Annotated in this window: 28 protein-coding genes and 2 pseudogenes; 29 read left to right on the forward strand and 1 reads right to left on the reverse strand. The window is 37.8% G+C overall.

Annotated features, from left to right (window positions below; all coding sequences use genetic code 11):
- The first annotated feature begins 4 nt into the window (after positions 1–4).
- The 29 genes and pseudogenes from rpsC to MRY82_08570 all read left to right on the forward strand — a co-directional run bounded on the left by rpsC (position 5) and on the right by MRY82_08570 (position 17,399).
- A complete protein-coding gene (gene rpsC / locus MRY82_08430; protein MCI5072946.1) occupies positions 5–679 on the forward strand; it encodes a 30S ribosomal protein S3 in 675 nt (224 codons plus the stop codon).
- A gap of 15 nt (positions 680–694) precedes the next feature.
- Positions 695–1,108, forward strand: a complete 414-nt coding sequence (rplP, locus tag MRY82_08435; protein ID MCI5072947.1) for a 50S ribosomal protein L16 — start codon at positions 695–697, stop codon at positions 1,106–1,108.
- Complete coding sequence (rpmC, locus tag MRY82_08440; GenBank protein ID MCI5072948.1) at positions 1,105–1,335, forward strand: 50S ribosomal protein L29; 231 nt, start codon at positions 1,105–1,107, stop codon at positions 1,333–1,335. The genes rplP and rpmC overlap by 4 nt, the downstream gene beginning before the upstream one ends.
- Positions 1,336–1,346: 11 nt before the next feature.
- Positions 1,347–1,646, forward strand: a complete 300-nt coding sequence (gene rpsQ, locus MRY82_08445; protein ID MCI5072949.1) for a 30S ribosomal protein S17 — start codon at positions 1,347–1,349, stop codon at positions 1,644–1,646.
- The gene (rplN, locus tag MRY82_08450) at positions 1,643–2,011 is read left to right on the forward strand and encodes a 50S ribosomal protein L14 (protein ID MCI5072950.1); all 369 of its coding nucleotides are present in this window, start codon (positions 1,643–1,645) and stop codon (positions 2,009–2,011) included. The genes rpsQ and rplN overlap by 4 nt, the downstream gene beginning before the upstream one ends.
- Positions 2,011–2,349, forward strand: a complete 339-nt coding sequence (gene rplX / locus MRY82_08455) for a 50S ribosomal protein L24 (protein MCI5072951.1) — start codon at positions 2,011–2,013, stop codon at positions 2,347–2,349. The genes rplN and rplX overlap by 1 nt, the downstream gene beginning before the upstream one ends.
- Before the next feature lie 17 nt (positions 2,350–2,366).
- Positions 2,367–2,909: a 50S ribosomal protein L5 gene (gene rplE, locus MRY82_08460; protein MCI5072952.1), complete on the forward strand. Its 543-nt coding sequence runs from the start codon at positions 2,367–2,369 to the stop codon at positions 2,907–2,909.
- Positions 2,910–2,923: 14 nt separating this feature from the next.
- The gene (gene rpsH, locus MRY82_08465) at positions 2,924–3,319 is read left to right on the forward strand and encodes a 30S ribosomal protein S8 (protein MCI5072953.1); all 396 of its coding nucleotides are present in this window, start codon (positions 2,924–2,926) and stop codon (positions 3,317–3,319) included.
- A gap of 32 nt (positions 3,320–3,351) precedes the next feature.
- Entirely contained in the window at positions 3,352–3,888 is a 537-nt protein-coding gene (gene rplF / locus MRY82_08470) for a 50S ribosomal protein L6 (protein MCI5072954.1), read from the forward strand.
- A 14-nt stretch (positions 3,889–3,902) separates the two neighbouring features.
- On the forward strand, positions 3,903–4,247 hold the full coding sequence (gene rplR, locus MRY82_08475) for a 50S ribosomal protein L18 (protein MCI5072955.1): 345 nt from the start codon (positions 3,903–3,905) through the stop codon (positions 4,245–4,247).
- A gap of 9 nt (positions 4,248–4,256) precedes the next feature.
- Positions 4,257–4,757 carry a 30S ribosomal protein S5 gene (gene rpsE / locus MRY82_08480; protein ID MCI5072956.1) on the forward strand — a complete coding sequence of 167 codons (501 nt, stop codon included), beginning with the start codon at positions 4,257–4,259 and terminating at the stop codon, positions 4,755–4,757.
- Positions 4,758–4,759: 2 nt separating this feature from the next.
- Positions 4,760–4,936, forward strand: a pseudogene (gene rpmD, locus MRY82_08485) (50S ribosomal protein L30).
- A 161-nt stretch (positions 4,937–5,097) separates the two neighbouring features.
- Positions 5,098–5,580 carry a 50S ribosomal protein L15 gene (gene rplO, locus MRY82_08490; protein MCI5072957.1) on the forward strand — a complete coding sequence of 161 codons (483 nt, stop codon included), beginning with the start codon at positions 5,098–5,100 and terminating at the stop codon, positions 5,578–5,580.
- Between the two features lie 30 nt (positions 5,581–5,610).
- Positions 5,611–6,924 carry a preprotein translocase subunit SecY gene (secY, locus tag MRY82_08495; GenBank protein ID MCI5072958.1) on the forward strand — a complete coding sequence of 438 codons (1,314 nt, stop codon included), beginning with the start codon at positions 5,611–5,613 and terminating at the stop codon, positions 6,922–6,924.
- A 12-nt stretch (positions 6,925–6,936) separates the two neighbouring features.
- On the forward strand, positions 6,937–7,488 hold the full coding sequence (locus MRY82_08500) for an adenylate kinase (GenBank protein ID MCI5072959.1): 552 nt from the start codon (positions 6,937–6,939) through the stop codon (positions 7,486–7,488).
- Positions 7,481–8,227, forward strand: coding sequence for a type I methionyl aminopeptidase (gene map, locus MRY82_08505; GenBank protein MCI5072960.1), 747 nt, complete (start codon positions 7,481–7,483; stop codon positions 8,225–8,227). The genes MRY82_08500 and map overlap by 8 nt, the downstream gene beginning before the upstream one ends.
- An 8-nt stretch (positions 8,228–8,235) precedes the next feature.
- Complete coding sequence (gene rpmJ, locus MRY82_08510; protein MCI5072961.1) at positions 8,236–8,349, forward strand: 50S ribosomal protein L36; 114 nt, start codon at positions 8,236–8,238, stop codon at positions 8,347–8,349.
- A 9-nt stretch (positions 8,350–8,358) separates the two neighbouring features.
- Positions 8,359–8,739, forward strand: a complete 381-nt coding sequence (rpsM, locus tag MRY82_08515) for a 30S ribosomal protein S13 (protein ID MCI5072962.1) — start codon at positions 8,359–8,361, stop codon at positions 8,737–8,739.
- Between the two features lie 16 nt (positions 8,740–8,755).
- The gene (gene rpsK / locus MRY82_08520) at positions 8,756–9,154 is read left to right on the forward strand and encodes a 30S ribosomal protein S11 (GenBank protein MCI5072963.1); all 399 of its coding nucleotides are present in this window, start codon (positions 8,756–8,758) and stop codon (positions 9,152–9,154) included.
- A 184-nt stretch (positions 9,155–9,338) separates the two neighbouring features.
- Positions 9,339–10,397, forward strand: coding sequence for a DNA-directed RNA polymerase subunit alpha (locus tag MRY82_08525; GenBank protein ID MCI5072964.1), 1,059 nt, complete (start codon positions 9,339–9,341; stop codon positions 10,395–10,397).
- An 8-nt stretch (positions 10,398–10,405) separates the two neighbouring features.
- Positions 10,406–10,744 (forward strand): annotated as a pseudogene (gene rplQ, locus MRY82_08530) (50S ribosomal protein L17).
- A 194-nt stretch (positions 10,745–10,938) separates the two neighbouring features.
- Complete coding sequence (locus MRY82_08535; GenBank protein MCI5072965.1) at positions 10,939–11,481, forward strand: TlpA family protein disulfide reductase; 543 nt, start codon at positions 10,939–10,941, stop codon at positions 11,479–11,481.
- 30 nt (positions 11,482–11,511) lie between these two features.
- A complete protein-coding gene (gene fabD, locus MRY82_08540; protein MCI5072966.1) occupies positions 11,512–12,441 on the forward strand; it encodes an ACP S-malonyltransferase in 930 nt (309 codons plus the stop codon).
- 348 nt (positions 12,442–12,789) lie between these two features.
- Positions 12,790–14,157, forward strand: coding sequence for a tRNA (N6-isopentenyl adenosine(37)-C2)-methylthiotransferase MiaB (gene miaB, locus MRY82_08545; protein ID MCI5072967.1), 1,368 nt, complete (start codon positions 12,790–12,792; stop codon positions 14,155–14,157).
- Between the two features lie 4 nt (positions 14,158–14,161).
- The gene (locus MRY82_08550) at positions 14,162–14,680 is read left to right on the forward strand and encodes a gamma carbonic anhydrase family protein (protein MCI5072968.1); all 519 of its coding nucleotides are present in this window, start codon (positions 14,162–14,164) and stop codon (positions 14,678–14,680) included.
- A 5-nt stretch (positions 14,681–14,685) separates the two neighbouring features.
- On the forward strand, positions 14,686–15,105 hold the full coding sequence (locus MRY82_08555; GenBank protein ID MCI5072969.1) for a cyclic nucleotide-binding domain-containing protein: 420 nt from the start codon (positions 14,686–14,688) through the stop codon (positions 15,103–15,105).
- Between the two features lie 118 nt (positions 15,106–15,223).
- On the forward strand, positions 15,224–15,907 hold the full coding sequence (locus MRY82_08560; GenBank protein ID MCI5072970.1) for a M35 family metallo-endopeptidase: 684 nt from the start codon (positions 15,224–15,226) through the stop codon (positions 15,905–15,907).
- 101 nt (positions 15,908–16,008) lie between these two features.
- On the forward strand, positions 16,009–17,073 hold the full coding sequence (locus MRY82_08565; GenBank protein ID MCI5072971.1) for a hypothetical protein: 1,065 nt from the start codon (positions 16,009–16,011) through the stop codon (positions 17,071–17,073).
- Between the two features lie 143 nt (positions 17,074–17,216).
- Positions 17,217–17,399, forward strand: coding sequence for a hypothetical protein (locus MRY82_08570; protein MCI5072972.1), 183 nt, complete (start codon positions 17,217–17,219; stop codon positions 17,397–17,399).
- A gap of 129 nt (positions 17,400–17,528) precedes the next feature.
- On the opposite strand, the gene MRY82_08575 is transcribed toward MRY82_08570, so the two are convergent.
- Positions 17,529–18,788: a Glu/Leu/Phe/Val dehydrogenase gene (locus MRY82_08575; protein ID MCI5072973.1), complete on the reverse strand. Its 1,260-nt coding sequence runs from the start codon at positions 18,786–18,788 to the stop codon at positions 17,529–17,531.
- Positions 18,789–18,817: the final 29 nt, after the last annotated feature.

Here is an 18,817-nt window from a genome sequence, read left to right on the forward strand (position 1 = left end):
TCGTATGGGTCAAAAAGTAAATCCTTTAGGTTTAAGAATGGGTATCATGAAGCCATGGCGCTGCAGATGGTACTCAGAAAAAGATTATGCAACTTTTTTGCATGAAGATCTTAAGATTAAAGATATTGTTAAAAAGAAGCTTTATCATGCAGGTGTTTCGCATATTGATATTGCAAGAGCAGCAGGGAAGTGCATTGTAGATATTTATACAGCTAGACCTGGTGTAGTTATTGGTAAGAGAGGCGCCGGCATTGACAGTTTGCGACAACAGTTGCAAAAAATGACTGACAAAGAAGTTGCTGTGAATATTAAAGAAGTACGTAAAGCAGAGTTGGATGCACAGTTGGTTGCTGAAAATATTGCTATGCAGTTGGAAAGACGGGTTGCTTTTAGGCGTGTAATGAAACGTGCTGTACAGTCGGCAATGAAGTTGGGAGCTAAAGGTATTAAGGTGCGTATGGCCGGACGACTCGGTGGTGCTGAGATTGCTAGAGCAGAGTGGTATATGGAAGGCGCAGTTCCATTGCATACACTTAAGGCTGATATTGACTATGGTTTTATAGAGGCAAATACAACCTATGGTAAAATTGGTGTAAAAGTTTGGGTCAATAAAGGTGTTATTGTGAATGAAAAACCAAAACGTGATGGTAAAGGCGAAGAAGCGGTTAATGCTGCGTAATAAAGGATAAGTATTATGTTACAACCAGCAAAAGTTAAGTTTAGAAAGCAACAAACGGGAAGAATGAAGGGGAAAGCTCATCGTGGGTCTAAAATCTCCTTTGGAGATTTTGGTTTGAAAGCTGTTGAGTGTGGATACATGACTTCACGTCAGATTGAAGCAGCGCGGATTGCAATGACCCGTCATATTGATCGTGGTGGTAAAGTTTGGATTAGAGTTTTTCCTGATAAACCTATTACCAAAAAGCCACTTGAAACAAGAATGGGTAAGGGTAAAGGCCCGTTGTCACACTGGGTTGCCGTTATCAAACCAGGTCGAGTTTTGTATGAGTTGCAAGGTGTGAACAAAGAAATGGCAAAAGAAGCATTACGCTTAGCTTCACATAAGCTGCCATTTAAGACTAAGTTTGTAGAAAGAGGACAGATATGAGTGCGGCAAAGAAAAATAAAGATGAAGTTCAGGCTTTTCAAGCTTTATCAGAGGATGAGCTTAACTCAAAAATCAGCAGTTTACGTGAAGAATCTTTTTGGTTGAAATTTAAAAATAACAGTGGCCAAGAAGTTAATGCAAAAGATATTAGATCTACAAAAAAAAGTATTGCTAGAGCTTTAACCGTTTTAAAACAAAAAAAACGTGTTGAGATAACAGAGAATTAGGAATAAACACTATGGAACGTACACAAAGAAAAGAACAACAAGGTATTGTTGTCAGCGATAAAATGGACAAAACAGTTGTGGTTTTGACTAAGTCACATGTCAAGCATCCAAGGTATGGAAAGTATTATGTTCGTCGTTTAAAGTTTCCTGCGCATGATGAAAAGCAAATTGCAAAAATGGGCGATTTGGTAAAGATTCGTGAAACACGACCATTGAGCAAAACCAAGAACTGGAAGGTTGTTGAAGTATTAAAAGAGGCAGCTATCATAGAAGAAAATCAGGATGCAGCTGTCAGTGAGGTGCAATCATGATTCAAACTGAAAGTGTTTTAGCTGTTGCTGATAACTCTGGTGCAAAAAAAGTGATGTGCATCAAGGTTTTGGGTGGTTCAAAAAGAAAGTACGCTAGTGTTGGGGATATCATTGTAGTTTCTATAAAAGAGGCTATCCCTAGTGCAAAAGTAAAAAAAGGTGAAGTGAAAAAAGCTGTAATCGTGAGAACAAGAAAAGAATATGTGCGTAAAGATGGCTCGTATATTCGTTTTGATGATAACTCTGCGGTTTTAATCAACAATGAAAAAGAGCCTATTGGTACACGTATTTTTGGCCCTGTTGCTCGTGAGCTGAGAGCAAAAAGTTTTATGAAAATTATATCTTTAGCTCCGGAGGTATTGTAATGTCCCGCGTAAATAGAGCAAATAAAAAAATTAAAGTCGGTGATACGGTAAGAGTAATCGCTGGTAAAGATTCAGCTGGAAAAGGCAAGGTTGGTAAAGTATTGAGTATTAATGCTAAAACTGACCGTGCAGTTGTTGAAAAAGTAAATATGGTCAAAAAGCATCAAAAGGGCGATGAAAGAGGTAATCAAGGAGGAATCTTTGACCAAGAATCTCCTATCCATTTGTCAAACTTGAGCTTGGTATCTGGAGTGAAAGAAGAAAAAACTCCTAAGAAAAAAACAACAAAAAAGAAAGCTGCCAAGAAGGTTAGCAAAAAAGCAGTGAGCAAAAAGTAAACTAGAGAGAAAAAACCATGTCAACAAGATTGTACGAAAAATATAAAAAAGAAGTTGCACCCAATATGCAAAAAACATTTGCCTATAAAAGTGCCATGCAAATTCCAAAATTAGAAAAAATAGTGATCAATGTAGGTTTGGGAAGAGCTGTATCTGAACCAAAGTTGGTTGAAAATGTTGTTAAAGAGGTTGCTGTTTTTACTGGACAAAAACCTATTGTAACCAAAGCTAAAAAAGCGATCTCTAACTTTAAGTTAAGGGAAGGTATGCCCATTGGTTGTAAGGTGACATTAAGAAAAGATAGAATGTATGAGTTTTTGGATAGATTGTGTTCTATTGCTTTGCCTAGGGTAAGAGACTTTAGAGGCGTTTCCAATAAAGGTTTTGATAAAAGTGGTAATTATACGCTTGGGATTAAAGATTACTCTATCTTTCCTGAGATTAAACTAGAAAATGTACAATCAACATTTGGTATGAATATTTCTTTTGTAAGTTCATCGCAAAATGCAAAAGAAGGTAAAGAATTGTTAACCCAGTTGGGCATGCCTTTTAGAAAGTAATTCGGAGAATAAAAATGATTACAGACCCTATAGCAGATTTAATTACAAGAATTCGTAACGCTCAAAATGCAAAACATAAGAGTGTTTCAGTGCCTGCATCTAAACTAAAAAAGCAAGTGTTGGATGTACTTAAAAAGGAAGGTTTTATTAGTCGATGGAACAGCAGCAATGATAGCGCTTTTGAAGCATTGGATGTTGAACTTAGATATGAAAGAACCGGGCGCGGCGTGATTAGAAAAATTGATAGAATCAGTAAACCTGGTCGACGAGTCTATTTTTCTTCTGAAGATTTAAAAAAAGGTAGTGATATTATTACCTTAAGAATATTAACGACGTCAAATGGTGTTATGTCTGATAAAGAGGCTATTTCAAAAGGCATTGGCGGTGAAGTTATTTGTGAAGTGTCTTAATGAGAATTAAGGCAGGTAGGAGAAAGTAAGATATGTCACGTATAGGGAAAAAACCAATAGAAATTCTACAAGGTACTGTTGTTACCGTTTCTGGCAAAACAGTTGCTGTTGAGGGTCCAAAAGGAAAGGCATCAATAGAAGCTTTTGATGGAGTGTCTGTAAAAGTTGAAGATAATCAAGTTGTTTGCGCCTTAGATGAGGGGCATGTTGACGGATCAAAGCATGGATTAACCAGAAGCTTAATTTCAAATATGATAGAGGGTTGTAGCAAAGGTTTTCAAAAGGAGCTTGAAATCGTTGGTGTAGGTTATCGTGCTTCTGTTAACGGTCAGACTCTGGAAATGACTTTAGGGCATTCTCATCCAATTAATTACCCAATACCAATGGGAATTACAATTAGTGTTGAGAAACAAACTAAGGTTACCGTTGAAGGTGTTGATAAACAGTTGGTTGGCCAAGTAGCTGCTGATATTAGGAGCTTCAGAGAGCCTGAGCCTTACAAGGGTAAAGGTGTAAAATATGCTGATGAAAGAATCATCAGAAAAGCTGGTAAAGCTGGAGCAAAATAAGAGGATCATGGGTTATGAAAAAAAATCATTCAAGAAGCGCAAGAACACGTTATAAACTTAGAAAAGTATCGTCTAGACCAAGGTTGTCTGTTTTTAGAAGTAATAAGCATATTTATGCACAAATTATTGATGATACAAGCAATGAAACTTTGGCTTCTGCATCAACGATGTCAAAAGAGTTGAAGGGCAAGTTTAATTCACTTACCGTTGATGCTGCTAAATCAGTTGGACAATTGATTGCAGAAAAAGCAAAAGCCAATAAGGTTGAGCAGGTTTGTTTTGATAGAGGTGGGTACCCATTTCACGGTAGAGTAGAAGCTTTAGCAACTGCAGCTAGAGAGCATGGATTGAAATTTTAAGGAGTTACAGTGTCTGAAAATATTGATGTAAATGAATTGGGTTTGGTTGAGAATGTTATTAAAGTTAACCGTTGTGCCAAAGTGGTTAAAGGCGGCCGTCGATTTAGCTTCGCAGCTATCGTTGTTGTAGGAGACCGTAATGGACATGTTGGCGTTGGTTTAGGTAAAGCCAATGAGGTTCCTGAAGCAATTAGAAAGGCACAAGAACAAGCCAAAAAATCAATTAAGAAAGTTAACATTCATGGGCACACCATTGCTCACGATGTTTTAGGAAGATATGGTGCTGGTTCTGTTTTGTTAAAACCTGCAAGTGAAGGTAAAGGTGTTATTGCTTCGGGTGTTGTTCGCGCGGTTGTTGAGGCTGCCGGGATTCAGAATGTATTGTCAAAGTGCTTGGGCTCTTCCAATCCGCATAATGCGGTTAAAGCGACCATAGCTGCTTTGGAGATGTTAAGAACTGAAGAAGAAATTAACCAAGCACGCCAACTTGGTGGTAAGGAATCAGAATAATTATGGCTAAATTAATAAAAATCACACTTAAGAAAAGTACAATTGGTTGTACACAAAAGCAGATAGCTAATGTACAAGGTTTAGGCTTTAAGAAAACAGCAACAACTGTATACAGGGAAGATACACCTGAAGTAAGAGGTATGATTCAAAAAGTTGTTCACCTTTTAGATGTGGAAAAAGCTCAGTCAAAACCTGAGAAACCAGCTAAAAAGGTCTTTGTAGACGTATCTAAACCGGCTAAAAAACAAACGGCAGCTAAAAAAACAGCCAAGAAAAAGACAACAAAAAAAACTGCGGCAAAAAAAGCCAGCTAAATGTTGAATTTTAAGGAGTATCAATCATGGATTTGTCAAATTTAAAGAGCCCAGAAGGTTCAAGAAAAAAAAGAAAACGTATTGGACGAGGCCACGGCTCAGGTTGGGGAAAAACCTCCGGCAAAGGACATAAAGGTCAAAATGCGCGTTCAGGTGGAGGTGTTAACCCTGCTTTTGAAGGTGGTCAAATGCCTTTGATTAGACGTTTGCCTAAATTTGGTTTTACAAATATTTTCAAGAAACAATATGCAGTGGTTAATCTAGATGCTCTCAATGCAATTGAAATTGATGGTCCGATTGATTTAAACATTTTAAAAGATGCTAAAATCGTTCGTAAAAAATCATTACGTTTGTTGAAGGTTTTAGGTAATGGTCATCTAGATAAAAAAGTTCATGTTGTTGCAGATGCTTTTAGCGCAAGTGCTAAAGCGGCCATTGAAAAAGCGGGTGGAACGGCTGAGTTGATTAAAGATTTGGATGCTCAAACAGAAAGCAGCAAAGAAGCCTAGATATAGGCTTGCTTAGAGAAAGGTATTAGCGTGTCAACTGTAGCAAATATGGCAAAAGTTCCTGAATTAAGAAAACGAATTTTGTTTACTTTAGGAATGTTAGCGGTTTACCGCTTGGGGGTTCATGTGCCCTCTCCAGGTATTGATGCTGCAGAGTTGGCTAAGTTTTTTTCAGATAAAGGCGACACAATTTTGGGTGTTTTTAATGTTTTCAGTGGTGGAGCTTTAGAGAGACTGTCGATTTTTGCGCTTGGTATCATGCCTTACATTAGTGCATCGATTATCATGCAACTGTTAGCACCAACCATTCCTTACCTAGAAAGACTTAAAAAGGAAGGTGAACTAGGTCAACGTAAGATTACGCAATACTCTAGGTACTTAACAATTGTCATCAGTTGTGTACAAGGCTTTGGTTTAGCGGCGTATTTCCAGAGTCAAGGAGTTGTGATTAACCCAGGGCTTGCATTTAAGATTCAAACAGTAATAACTTTGGCTGCAGGTACTGCATTTTTGATGTGGTTGGGTGAGCAAATAACCGAGCGTGGTATTGGTAATGGGATCTCCTTAATTATTTATGCAGGTATTGTGGCTGGATTGCCAGGAGCAATTTCTAATACTGTAACTTTGGTTCAAGAAAATCAAATGGCAGTTTTGAGTTTGATTTTTATGTGTGTTTTTATGGCAGCAGTGATTTATGGTATTGTTTATGTTGAGCAGGCCTATAGAAGAGTACCCGTTCAAGTGGCGAAACGTGTTGTAGGTAGAAAAGTATTTCAAGGTCAAAATACGGGTATTCCAATTAAAGTCAACTCAGCAGGGGTGATGGCGGCTATTTTTGCAATGGCCATTATTTCTGGTCCAATCTCTCTTGCTCGTTTATCTAATATTCCTTGGTTGCAGCGTTTTAGTCAGCAGTACTTGTCTTTTGATGGCTGGATAACCAATGTTATCATGGTTGTCTTGATCATCTTTTTCTTTTTCTTTTATACCGCGATTCAAGATCAAACCAACCCTGAAAAAATTGCTGAAAACATAAAAAAATCAGGTGGTTATATCCCAGGTATTCGTCCAGGAAGAGCTACAGCAGATTATTTAGAGAAAGTTATTGTTCGTATTGCGTTTGTGGGTGCTATATACACGTGTTTGGTATGTGTTTTGCCGGGCATTTTACAAAGCAATGCAGGTGTATCTTTTTACTTTGGTGGTACCAGTTTGTTGATTGTTGTTGGTGTAGCTCTAGATACGATGCAGCAAATACAAGCTCATTTGGTCAGCCATGATTATGATGCGATGATGGGTGGCAATGTTCGTGGTAGAAAGCTTAAAGGGCGTAGAGCTGGATAAAGGTATAAGATCATGAATGTTGTATTTTTAGGAGCACCTGGCGCCGGTAAGGGCACACAAGCAGAAAATGTTAAAGATCATTTTGGTCTTAAGCATATTTCTTCGGGTGATTTGTTGCGGGAGTCTTTAAAGAAGGAAACTGATTTGGGACTAAAAGCTAAAGCTTACATGGACAGAGGTGACTTGGTACCTGATGAAATAGTTTTTGCTATGATTCAGGAGAAGTTGCCAGCCAAACAAGGGGTTTTGTTTGATGGCTTCCCAAGAAATTTAGAGCAAGCCAAGCAATTGGATCAGGTTTTTTCTAATCTTGAGGATAAGATTGATACAGTTATTAACCTTGATGTTAAAGAAGATCTTGTTGTTGACCGCTTAATTGCAAGAGGCCGTAAAGATGACAACCCAGAGGTTATTAAGAACAGGTTGGATGTATATAGGAAACAAACACAGCCTTTGTGTAGCTATTATGAAACACAAGGCAAACTGTTTACCATTGACGCTTCTGAAAGTGTAGAACAAGTCTGGGATAATATTAAAGTATGTTTGGAGCGTAAGCATGGTTAATATCAAGTCAAAAGAAGAATTAGATATCATGCGTAAAGTCAACAAACTTCTCGCGGGTGTAAGAGAGACTTTAAGAGAAATGGTCAAGCCTGGTGTGACAACGCTTGATTTAGATAAAAAAGCTGAAAGCATGATCCGCGATTTTGGGGCTGTTCCAGCGTTTAAAGGTTATCATGGGTTTCCATCAACCTTGTGTACATCTATAAATGAAGAGGTTGTGCATGGTATTCCTAGCAATAGAGTTTTGCAAGAGGGTGATGTTTTAGGTATGGACATGGGAGCTATTTTGCAAGGTTTTTATGCGGATACAGCCATTACATGTAAAGTAGGGCAGGTTTCTGCTGAAGCTGAAAAACTCCTGAAAGTTACAGAGCAATCATTGTACAGAGGTATTGAGCAGGCTAAACCAGGTGGCCGTTTGAATGATATTGGGGCTGCTGTGCAAAAATGTGTTGAAAAAGAGGGCTATAGTGTTGTAAGAGAGTTTGTCGGACATGGTATAGGCAAGCAATTGCATGAAGATCCTCAAGTCCCTAACTACGGTGTAGCAGGTACAGGAATGATGCTAAAAGCCGGGATGGTTATTGCCATTGAACCTATGGTAAACATAGGCGGAGCAAAAGTAAATATTTTAGATGATGGCTGGACGGCTGTCACAGAAGATGGTAGTTTGTCGGCTCATTTTGAGCATACGGTGGCAATTACTGAAAATGGGCCAGAAATTCTGACCCAAGCATAGAGGTAGGTATGAAAGTAAGAGTATCAGTGAAAAAAATTTGTAATAAATGCAAAGTGATCCGCCGCAAAGGGGTGGTCAGGGTTATTTGTGACAATCCAAGACATAAGCAAAGACAGGGTTAAGGAGAAAAAATGGCACGTATTTCAGGTGTTGAGTTACCGAAAAAGAAAAGAATTAATTACGCTTTAACATATATTTATGGCATTGGTTATACAAGAGCCACAGCTATATGTGATGCCGCCAATGTGGATAAGTTTAAAAAAGTTGATGAGTTGGCTGAAGGTGAGTTGGTCAGAATTCGTGATATTATTGACCAAAGCTATAAAGTTGAGGGTGACCTTCGTCGTGAAGTGAATGCCAATATAAAACGTCTCATGGATTTAGGCTGTTACAGAGGTATGCGTCATAGAAGAGGTTTGCCTGTTCGTGGACAAAGAACGCATACCAATGCAAGAACAAGAAAAGGTAAAAGTAAGATCGCTGTTAAAGTAAATAGACCGGTTGGAAAATAGAACTGAAGAGGTAAGCATGGCTGCAGTAAAGAAAAAAGTAACGAAAAAGAAAAAAGAAAAAAGAACGATTCCACATGGGATGGTCAAAGTTCAAGCAACATTTAATAACACCATGGTGTCTATTACGGAGCCTAATGGTAATGTGTTGTCTTGGTCAAGTGCTGGAGCGCAAGGGTTTAAAGGGTCTAAGAAATCTACACCTTTTGCAGCTCAAATTGCTGCTGAAAAAGCCGCAAGGATTGCTATAGATACCTATGGTTTGAAATCTGTAGATGTTGATATTAAAGGTCCTGGTGCAGGCCGTGAAGCTGCAGTAAGAGCTATTCAGTCTGCAGGGATTAGAGTCAATTCAATTCGTGATGTGACACCTATTCCACACAACGGTTGTCGACCACCTAAAAGAAGAAGAGTTTGATTGATTTTAACAGTATTTAGGAGACGCTAGTACGAATAAATAATTTATGCTTATGAAGGAAGGGTTTTATTTTGTAAAGCTTGACCTAGGTGGAATAAATCAGTCAAAAGTCATATTTTTTGATTGAAAAACAAAGAGACAATCTCTTTAAGAAAACTACCAGAGCAGTGAAGGAGAAAATGGTATGTATAAGAATTGGAAAGATCTAATTGAACCTGAAAAAGTAGAGCTTGAGAGAGATCCAAATCGTGAAAACTATGGTAAATTTACGGTTAAGCCTTTAGAAAGAGGTTTTGGTCTTACCATGGGTAACTCTTTGCGAAGAGTTTTATTGTCTTCATTGCAAGGTGCAGCCATTACAAAGGTTAAAATTAAAGGTGTTGAGCATGAGTTTTCAACCATTCGTGGTGTTGCTGAAGATGTCTCTGATATTATTTTAAACCTTAAAGGTGTTCGTATTAAATGTCACTCTGAAGGTCCTGAAGCCATTACCATTAAAGCTTCTGGGCAAGGTGATGTTACAGCCAAAGATATATTGACCAATGATAACATAGAAATCTTAAACCCTGAGCATCACATCGCTTCTTTAGATGAAAATGGTAAATTGGAAGCAGAAATGACCGTTAAAATGGGACGTGGTTATGTGACTTCAGAAGAGAACAAAGATGAAGACGATGAAATTGGTGCAATCTCTATTGACTCAGCATTTTCTCCAATCAAACGCGTTAACTACAACGTTACGCAAGCGCGTGTAGGTAAAAAAACAGACTTTGATAAATTAACTTTAGAAGTATGGACCAATGGTGCTGTTGCACCTGAAGATGCTGTTGCTTATGCAGCTAAAATTATCAAAGAACAAGTACAAGTTTTCATTAATTTTGATGAAAAAACAGCTGAGCCAGAAGTTGTTGAAGTGATTGAGGAAGAAGTTCCTAATAAAATTAATGAACACTTATTGCGAAAAGTTGAAGAGTTAGAACTTTCTGTGCGTTCAGCAAACTGTTTGCAAAATGCAGACTTAAAGTTTATTGGTGAGCTGGTGCAAAAAACAGAAATGGATATGTTAAAAACCAAAAATTTTGGTCGTAAGTCTTTGAACGAAATCAAAGAAATTTTAACTGAGATGGGTCTAGGTCTAGGTATGAAACTTGACTTAGAAACTGTTAAAGAAATTGAAAAATTGAGAAGGAATAACTCAGCCGTTGGACAAGTTAGCGCGGCATTGGGAGAGTCAGTGGTATGAGACACCAAATGAGAAAAAGAAACTTTGGTCGTAGACCTCATCAACGCAAAGCTTTGATGAGAGGTTTGGCAGATCAATTGATTGAACATGAACGTATTACTACAACTTTAGTTAAGGCTAAAGAACTTAGAAAAGTTGTAGAACCTTTGATTACTTTAGGTAAGAAGGGTGACTTACACTCTAGAAGACAAGCTGCTTCTGTGCTATACAAAAAAGAAACCGTTCAAAAGCTGTTTGATGGCGGCATTGTAGAGCGTTTTAAAGATCGCCCAGGTGGTTACACCCGTATTTACAAAGGCGGTATTAGACGCGGTGATGCTGCGCCTATGGCAATCATTGAGTTGATTCCTGAAGGTGACAAGCCAGCGAAGAAAAAGGCTAAGAAAACTGCAAAGTCTAAAGCTGCGCCGGCAAAACAAGCTAAAGCTACTAAAAAAACAGAAGAAAAAGCTACTCAATCAGCGGCTGCTAAGGCTTCAGAAAACAAAACTGATCAAGCAGCTCAAGAAAAAGCAACTGATAAAGAATAAGATCTTGCCGTATGCGACTTATAGCATGGCTTAGTTTATTCATTGTCCCAGTAGTCTTTGCGTCGTCAGAGCAATGCAAAGGTTCTGTAGCGCCTCAAGTTAACGCTTGTGCTCCTAAAGTGGCAGCTTTAAATAATGTTTCTCAAAAAAAATTAAAAAAAGACATTTCTGCGAGTGATCTTAAAGATAAAGTAGTTTTTTTACACTTTTGGGCAACTTGGTGTAAACCTTGTGTAGAAGAATTACCTGAGCTAGAGAAACTGTTTACAAAAATCAAAAATAATAAAGATATTATCTTTCTTGCAGTAAGTATTGATACAGAAGGAAAGCCAGCCTTGGATCGTTTTTTTACGCGCTTGTTCAAGGGTGAGTACCCTGACTTTGATGTTTTTTTAGATCAAAAAAAACAAACAGCCAATAGGTTTGGAGCAATGAAAGTTCCAGAAACGTTTATTATTGATAAAACAGGTAAAATTACCGATAAAATTGTGGGTATTAACAATTGGGATAGCTCAATTGTTGAAAACTATTTAAATTTGTTAAGCCAACAGTAATAGATAATATAAAAGCCACAAGGAGATGCCATGAGCACAGTATTTTTATTTCCAGGACAGGGTTCTCAAAAAGTTGGTATGGGGCAAGAGCTTTATCAGCATTATGATCTCGTTAAACATAAGTTTAAGCAGGCTAATGATATTTTAAACCAAGATATAACAAAATTAATTTTTGAAGGGTCTTCAGAAGAACTGCAATTGACCTACAACGCTCAACCTGCAATTTTGTTGCTGAGTGTGGCTATTTTAGAAGTTTTAAATAAAGAATATGGTGTTATCGCAGATGCCGTAGCAGGGCATAGCTTGGGTGAGTTTTCAGCTTTGGTTGCTGCTGGAGGTTTATCATTTGAAGACGCTCTAAAAACAGTGAAAAAGCGTGGAGAACTCATGCAAGAAGCGGTTCCAACAGGTATTGGAAGTATGGCTGCAGTCTTGGGTGCAGAGGATGAGTTGGTAGAAACTGTTTGCAAGGAAATTTCAAAAGAAGGACATAAAGTTGAGCCAGCCAACTACAACTGTCCAGGCCAACTGGTGATCAGTGGTCATAAAAAAGCCGTTGATCAGGCATGTGAACAACTTAAGGCTAAAGGAGTTAAGCGTTGCATTCCATTAAAAGTCAGTGCCCCCTTTCACTCTAGTTTGTTGGAGCCTGCAGGAAGAGCCTTAAGAACCTATTTAGAACAAATTGACTGGTCTAAAAATCTTAATATCCCCTATTGGGCCAATGTAGATGCTCAAAAATATACGAGTACAGAAGGTACGGTTGATCGCTTGGAGTCTCAGGTGTGGAGTAGTGTCAAGTGGACGCAAAGTTTAAAAGCTATTTTTAGAGAGTATCCAGATGCAAACTGTATTGAAGTTGGACCGGGCAATGTTGTTTGCGGTCATGTTAAAAAGATTAATACTGATATAAAATGTGCCCCCAGTCAAACAGAGCACGATATTCAAAACTTGATATAAACATCTATGATCTAATTTAAAAAAAGTTGCAGTGATTCTAAGCTTTCTTGAAGGTTAGAATGAAATATATGTTTTTATATTTATGATAGTGCTTAATGAATTTTAGATTAAAATAGAAATTTTAAAAATTTACTCTGTTTGATGAGGAGTTAAATGGTTAAACCCAGACCAAAAAAGTTTTAGGGTACAGTAAAAAGTTAGAGCTTGAGTACACAAAAGTCATAGACGAAGAAACCTTTTTGACTAAGATGAGCTAAAAGAGTTTAGGATACATCTCTATATAATCAATTATTCTATTGACCTATAGGTGCGATTCGGAGTAAGTATGGGCCTGTGAACTCACAACGTATGCATATATTGACTTATGGCTGTCAGATGAATGATTATGAATCTGATCGCACCTATAGACTGTTTCATAACAAATATGGCTATTCCTGGGCGGATCATCCCCATGACGCTGATTTGGTTATTTTTAATACCTGTAGTATTCGTGAGAAAGCAGATCAAAAAGCTTTTTCTGCCTTAGGAGAGCTCAAAAAAACCAAAGCTGCCCGTAAGCAGGATATGATTATAGCGGTCGGTGGCTGCAGTGCCCAATTACGTGGAAAAGAGATTCAAAGTAAATTTCCCTTTGTAGATATTGTTTTTGGTACGCATCAGTGGAATAAATTACCGGAGTTGGTTGAAGCCTCGCTTAAGAAAAACAAACGGCAAAGCAACCTGGATTTATTTGGTTGGCAAAAATACAGTTTTTTGGATGTTGAAAAGCATCAGGAACAAGATCAACACCCTGTGACCGAACTCATTACCGTACAAAATGGCTGTGATAAGTTTTGTAGTTTTTGTGTGGTTCCTTACACACGGGGTCGTCAGGTGAGTCGCGATCTGGATGATATCTGTAGAGAAGTAGAAAAAGTGGCTCAAAAAGGTACCAAAGAAGTTATTTTATTGGGTCAAAATGTCAATGCCTATGGCAATGACAAAAGTTCCGATATTGGTTTTTCCAAGCTATTAAGGTCGGTTGCTGCAGTTGATGGTATTGAAAGAATTCGTTATGTGACCTCACATCCCTCAGAGCTGAGTTTTGAAATGATGGACACCATGGCAGAATTGGATGAAGTATGCAATAGCTTGCATTTACCTATTCAAAGTGGTTCAGACAAAGTCTTAAAAGCCATGAATCGAGACTATACGGTAGAACGCTACAGAGAAGTGGCTGAGTATTTGTACAAAGTTATCCCCGATATGATCTTGACCACGGACTTAATGGTGGCTTTTCCTGGTGAAACAGAAGAAGATTTTCAAGATACGCTAAGAGCCATGGAAGAATTTAACTTTGCTGAAAGCTATTCCTTTTTATATTCTCCTCGTCCGCATACCAAAGCTGCCAAGCGTGAAGAAGACTTTATCCCTATGGATGTGGGTAAACAGCGTTTGTATAAACTGCAAGACTTACAAAACAAACTGTCCATGCAAGCTCGACAAAACTATTTGGGTAAAACTGTCAAAGTTTTGGTTGATGGACTTTCAGCGCGAGACAACAAGCAAATTACCGGTAAAATGGAGCAAAATTGGTCGGTTAATTTTGATGGAAGCAAAGATCTTATTGGCAGTATTGTTGAAGTCAAAATAGATCAAGTGATGAGCAATACCTTTAAAGGACAGTTGGTTTCGGCCCCTGATATGTTGAAGAAATCTCTTCCTAGTGTAGGATAGCAATATGTCTGAACAACAGTTGATTACGTTAAGCAATGGGCTTCATCCTCAATTACATCAATCCGTTTTTTTAGCGCCCTCATCTTATGTTATTGGTGAAGTGAGTATGGGAGAGCAATGCAGTGTTTGGTTTGGCTCTGTGATTCGCGGTGATGTCAATTATATAAAAATTGGTAAAAAAACCAATGTACAAGATCAAAGCATGCTGCACGTTACTCACAAAACGCATCCTTTAATTATTGGCGATGAAGTTACCATTGGTCATCGTGTGACTTTGCATGGCTGTACGCTAAAAGACAGAATTTTAGTGGGTATGGGAGCTACAATTATGGATGGAGCTCATATTGAGAGTGATGTGATGATTGGTGCTGGAGCCTTAGTAACTCCAAATACAAAAATCCCTAGCGGTGTTCTGGTGGTTGGGAGTCCTGCCAAAGTAAAGCGTGAACTTAAACTTGAAGAAATAGCTTTTTTAAAAAAATCAGCGCAAAATTATGTGGATTACCAAAGTTTGTATAAATAAGAAGTATGTCGCATTTTGATTTATTAAAATCCTGTTCTATTTTTTCACAACTCAGTGATTCAGAGATGATATTGCTTGAAAAGAGTTGTGAAGAAATCTTGTTGGGCAAAGGAGAAGTGCTCTATAAACAAGGTGATATGAGCAAAGGGTTTTGCCTGATTAAAGCTGGTAAATTATCATTTAATCAGGGCAATGCGGTTTTAAATGCTGGAGATTTTATGGGGGCTTTTTCACTCTATAAAAGTGGCTTAAAAGCAAAATTAGATCTTGAAGCGCTTGAAACTTCAGCCTTACTTTGTTTGTCTCAACAAAAGTTCTATGCTCTGAGCCAAGATAACCCGCAAATTCAATTGAAAGTCGCTTACAGCATAATCAATGAGTATGTTTCTGAGCTAGATCAAGTTGCAAATAGCTTAATAAAATAATACGGCCATTTGTCGCTTTTATCATTCTAAAAAAACTGCTAGGTAAGCATCTATGTTTTACATTTTGGGGAATAAAAAAACATACTTTAAGCTTTTGTTTCTGGGCTTTTGTCTTTTCATGAACCGTGGTTTTACTCAAGAACGATTGAGTCTGGATACACGTATTTCTGAATATAGACAGAGTAAAATTACGCAAGCAACTGAGCAGATTGGTGAAGTTCTGGAGTTATCCATAGAAACACTTCAAGAAATTGCACAACTTGTGCAAACTGAAGCAGAAAGTGATGATGAAAAAAAATTGTTAAGTATTTGGAAAAACACATTTATAGGTAATGAGCCTAATGAAATTTTAGAAAAATTTAAGTATTTACAGACTCAGTTTAATGAAAACTCAACCCATATTCGTTATGCGTCACAAGCAATGTGTCAGACAAAAACTAAAAAACCACAAAAGAAGGTCATCAAGCTCGCCTTTGTTTTGATGTTGAGGGATAGGGTCACAGGCGAAATTGTACCTTATGATACAGAAACGCAGAGTTTAAGCCATGAAGCCATTGTTCATTTATGTGATCATTGGTTTGACTCAATCGGTTTTTATGATCAAATTGCTAGTTTGATCCATGAATTAAGCCATTGGTATTTAAAGACTGAAGATTATGCTTATGTTCATCAAAACGCTCAATATCAGGCATTAACAGCCCAAAAGCATAAAAATAATGCTGATAGCTATGCTTTTTTTATTAAACAAGTGTTACTTCTTAAACCTTTAGGATATTCACGGGAAATAGAGTTCAATAGTTAGCGAATCATGGGCCATGAGCGCTACTATACTATGCGTCTCGTTCTTAAAGAATCTGCAATAAATCATAGTCATAGTAAAAAAAATCTTGTATAGGGCGCTCTATGGAAAAAGCAAATGTTCATGTTGTTGGTACAGGTACTATAGGGGAGCCGCTGATTGGCTTATTATGTGAGTTCAGAGAAAAATTGGGGTTTGGAGAGATTACTTTTTCAAAACGCAATGTTTCGTTGTTAGACCGTTCAAAAGTGAATGCTTTGATCGCTAAAGGGGCCAAACTTTGTGCCCAGAAAACGTCATGGGATGCGTTTGTTGATTTGGGAATTACCCCCAGTTACAATTTGGACGAAGCACATGAAAAAGCGGATGTTATTATTGATTGCACACCTGTAGGAAATAAAAATAAAGAAACCGTTTATCAAAAACTAGAAGGTACAACCAAAGGCTTCATTGCGCAGGGGAGTGAATTTGGCTTTGGAAAAATGTATGCACGAGGCGTTAATGATGAAAGCCTTAATGCAGATGATAAGTATTTACAAGTGGTTAGCTGTAATACGCATAACTTATCCGCATTAATAAAAACCATTGCCATGAATAATGGGCAAAACATTCAAGGTCTTAACCATGCAAAGTTTGTCTGTATTCGTCGAGCCAATGATATCAGCCAAAATGGTTCATTTTCTCCTGCGCATGAGGTCAATGCACACAGTGACCCAGAATTTGGAACTCACCATGCTAGAGATGCGCATGAACTGTTTAAGACTTTAGATATCAAGTTGCCTCTGTTTTCTTCAGCCATGAAAAGCAATACTCAGTATATGCATACGCTTTGGTTTCACTTAACATTAAATGAAGATGTCACTCGTGAAGAAGTATTACGGCGTTTGTATGAAAATGACAGGGTTGCTCTAACCTATAAAAACACATCAAATTCAGTGTTTTCATTTGGTCGTGATCATGGTCATTTTGGACGCATTTTGAATCAAACAGTTGTTGTTGAACCCGGTTTAAGTGTGGTCAATAATAGAGAAGTTGTCGGCTGGTGTTTTACGCCCCAAGACGGTAACTCTTTATTATCTTCTTTGGCAGCAGCAACCTACTTTGCCAATCCAGATAGCTATGAAGATAGAGTTCAGTGTTTAAATGAATACTTTTATAATGAAATATAGAAAACATGATTGCGCGCTAACTGCTTGATTTTTATACATAAAATCTAATTTTTCTTGACATTCTTTCTGTGTTTATGTTAAAAGACCAGAGTCTATTCATACGGAAGTATGCGTAAGAAGGGGATCTAGCAGAAAGGATTTATATGGATATTTTGAATGATGATGTAAGAGAATACTCAATGGATCAAGTTTATCAAATTGGTGATGAGATTGAACATCCATTTTTTGGCAAAGGCAAAGTAACAGCAAATTTACGCAAAGGTAAAATTGAAGTTGATTTTGATAAAATTGGTACACGTACTTTGGTGGCTAACTATAAAAGCTAATTCATCATTTTTATATAAAAAAACCAAAAAGAGCGCCCGATGGACGCTCTTTTTTTTTGCCTTAGGTTAAAAGCCGGTCATGATGAAAATTGAAAAGACCAGACTTCTATAAAATAAAGTAATAAAATTTTAAGGAAAAATTCCTCTTTCTCTATAGGCTGTTTGTAGCTTTTCTAAAGCAACTATGTATGCTGCGGTTCTTAAGTTAATATCTTCCTGTTTTGCTTTTTCCAAGGTTTTATAAAAAGCCTGACGCATAATAAAAGATAATTTATGATCCACTTCTTGTAAGCTCCATTGAGCACTGGTTTTGTTTTGTACCCACTCAAAATAACTTACTGTAACACCGCCGGCGTTGGCTAAAATGTCTGGTAATACAGTAATTCCGCGTTCATTTAAAATAGAGTCGCCCTCAGATGTGATAGGGCCATTGGCACCTTCAACCACAACCATGGCTTTGATGTCTTGGGCATTGTTTTTATGAATTTGTCCTTCCAATGCCGCTGGGATAAGAACATCTACATCTTGAGTGAAAAATTGGCTAGGATCCATGGCTTCAGCATTTGGATAACCTTCTACAGAACCATTTTCCGCCACGTAATCTCTAAGTTCAACACAATTTAGGCCCTTACTGTTATAGATTGTTCCTTTGTGATCTTGGACAGAAGTGATTTTTCCGCCACGTTTTTCTAAAAGAATTGCAGTACTGCTACCTACATTCCCAAAACCTTGAATAGCATAGCTTAAAGAAGATAAAGAGATATCTTTTTCATCTGCCCAACTTCTTAATACATAGACAAGACCTTGCCCAGTAGCTTTATCACGACCATGGCTTCCACCGCAGGTTAGAGTTTTTCCAGTTACAATATGTCTCTGTGCGTTTCGAGTAATGGCTGTTTGAGCATTCATAAAAGTATCCATGATGTGTACCATGGTTTGTGCATTGGTTCCCATATCTGGAGCTGGGATATCGTATTCTGGACCAATGTTTGCGCCTAAAGCGTGCGTCATTCTTCGGGTAAGTCGTTCAATTTCTTTTTCACTAAAGTCTCTAGGATTAATGGTTACACCGCCTTTTGCACCACCAAAAGGTATATCTACCAAAGCACATTTAAAGGTCATCCAAGCTGCAAGAGCTTTGACTTCATCCAAGTTTACGTTCTGATTATAGCGAATACCACCTTTAAAGGGTCCTAAAATATTACTGTGTTGAATTCTATAACCGCTTACCATTTTTAAATCACCGCTATCCATACGAACCGGAAAGTTAACCGCGATTTCATTTTTAGGTTGCGATAATATTTCTCTAACCGAGGGATGGAGTTGCATGATATCAGCGGCAGCTTGCCACTGGGAGACGGCCTGTTTATACAATGATTTTTCTGACATAATGGCCGGGATCATACACCAGATAAAAA

This window comes from bacterium, from assembly GCA_022763185.1.
Classification (GTDB): Bacteria; Bdellovibrionota_G; JALEGL01; order JALEGL01; family JALEGL01; genus JALEGL01.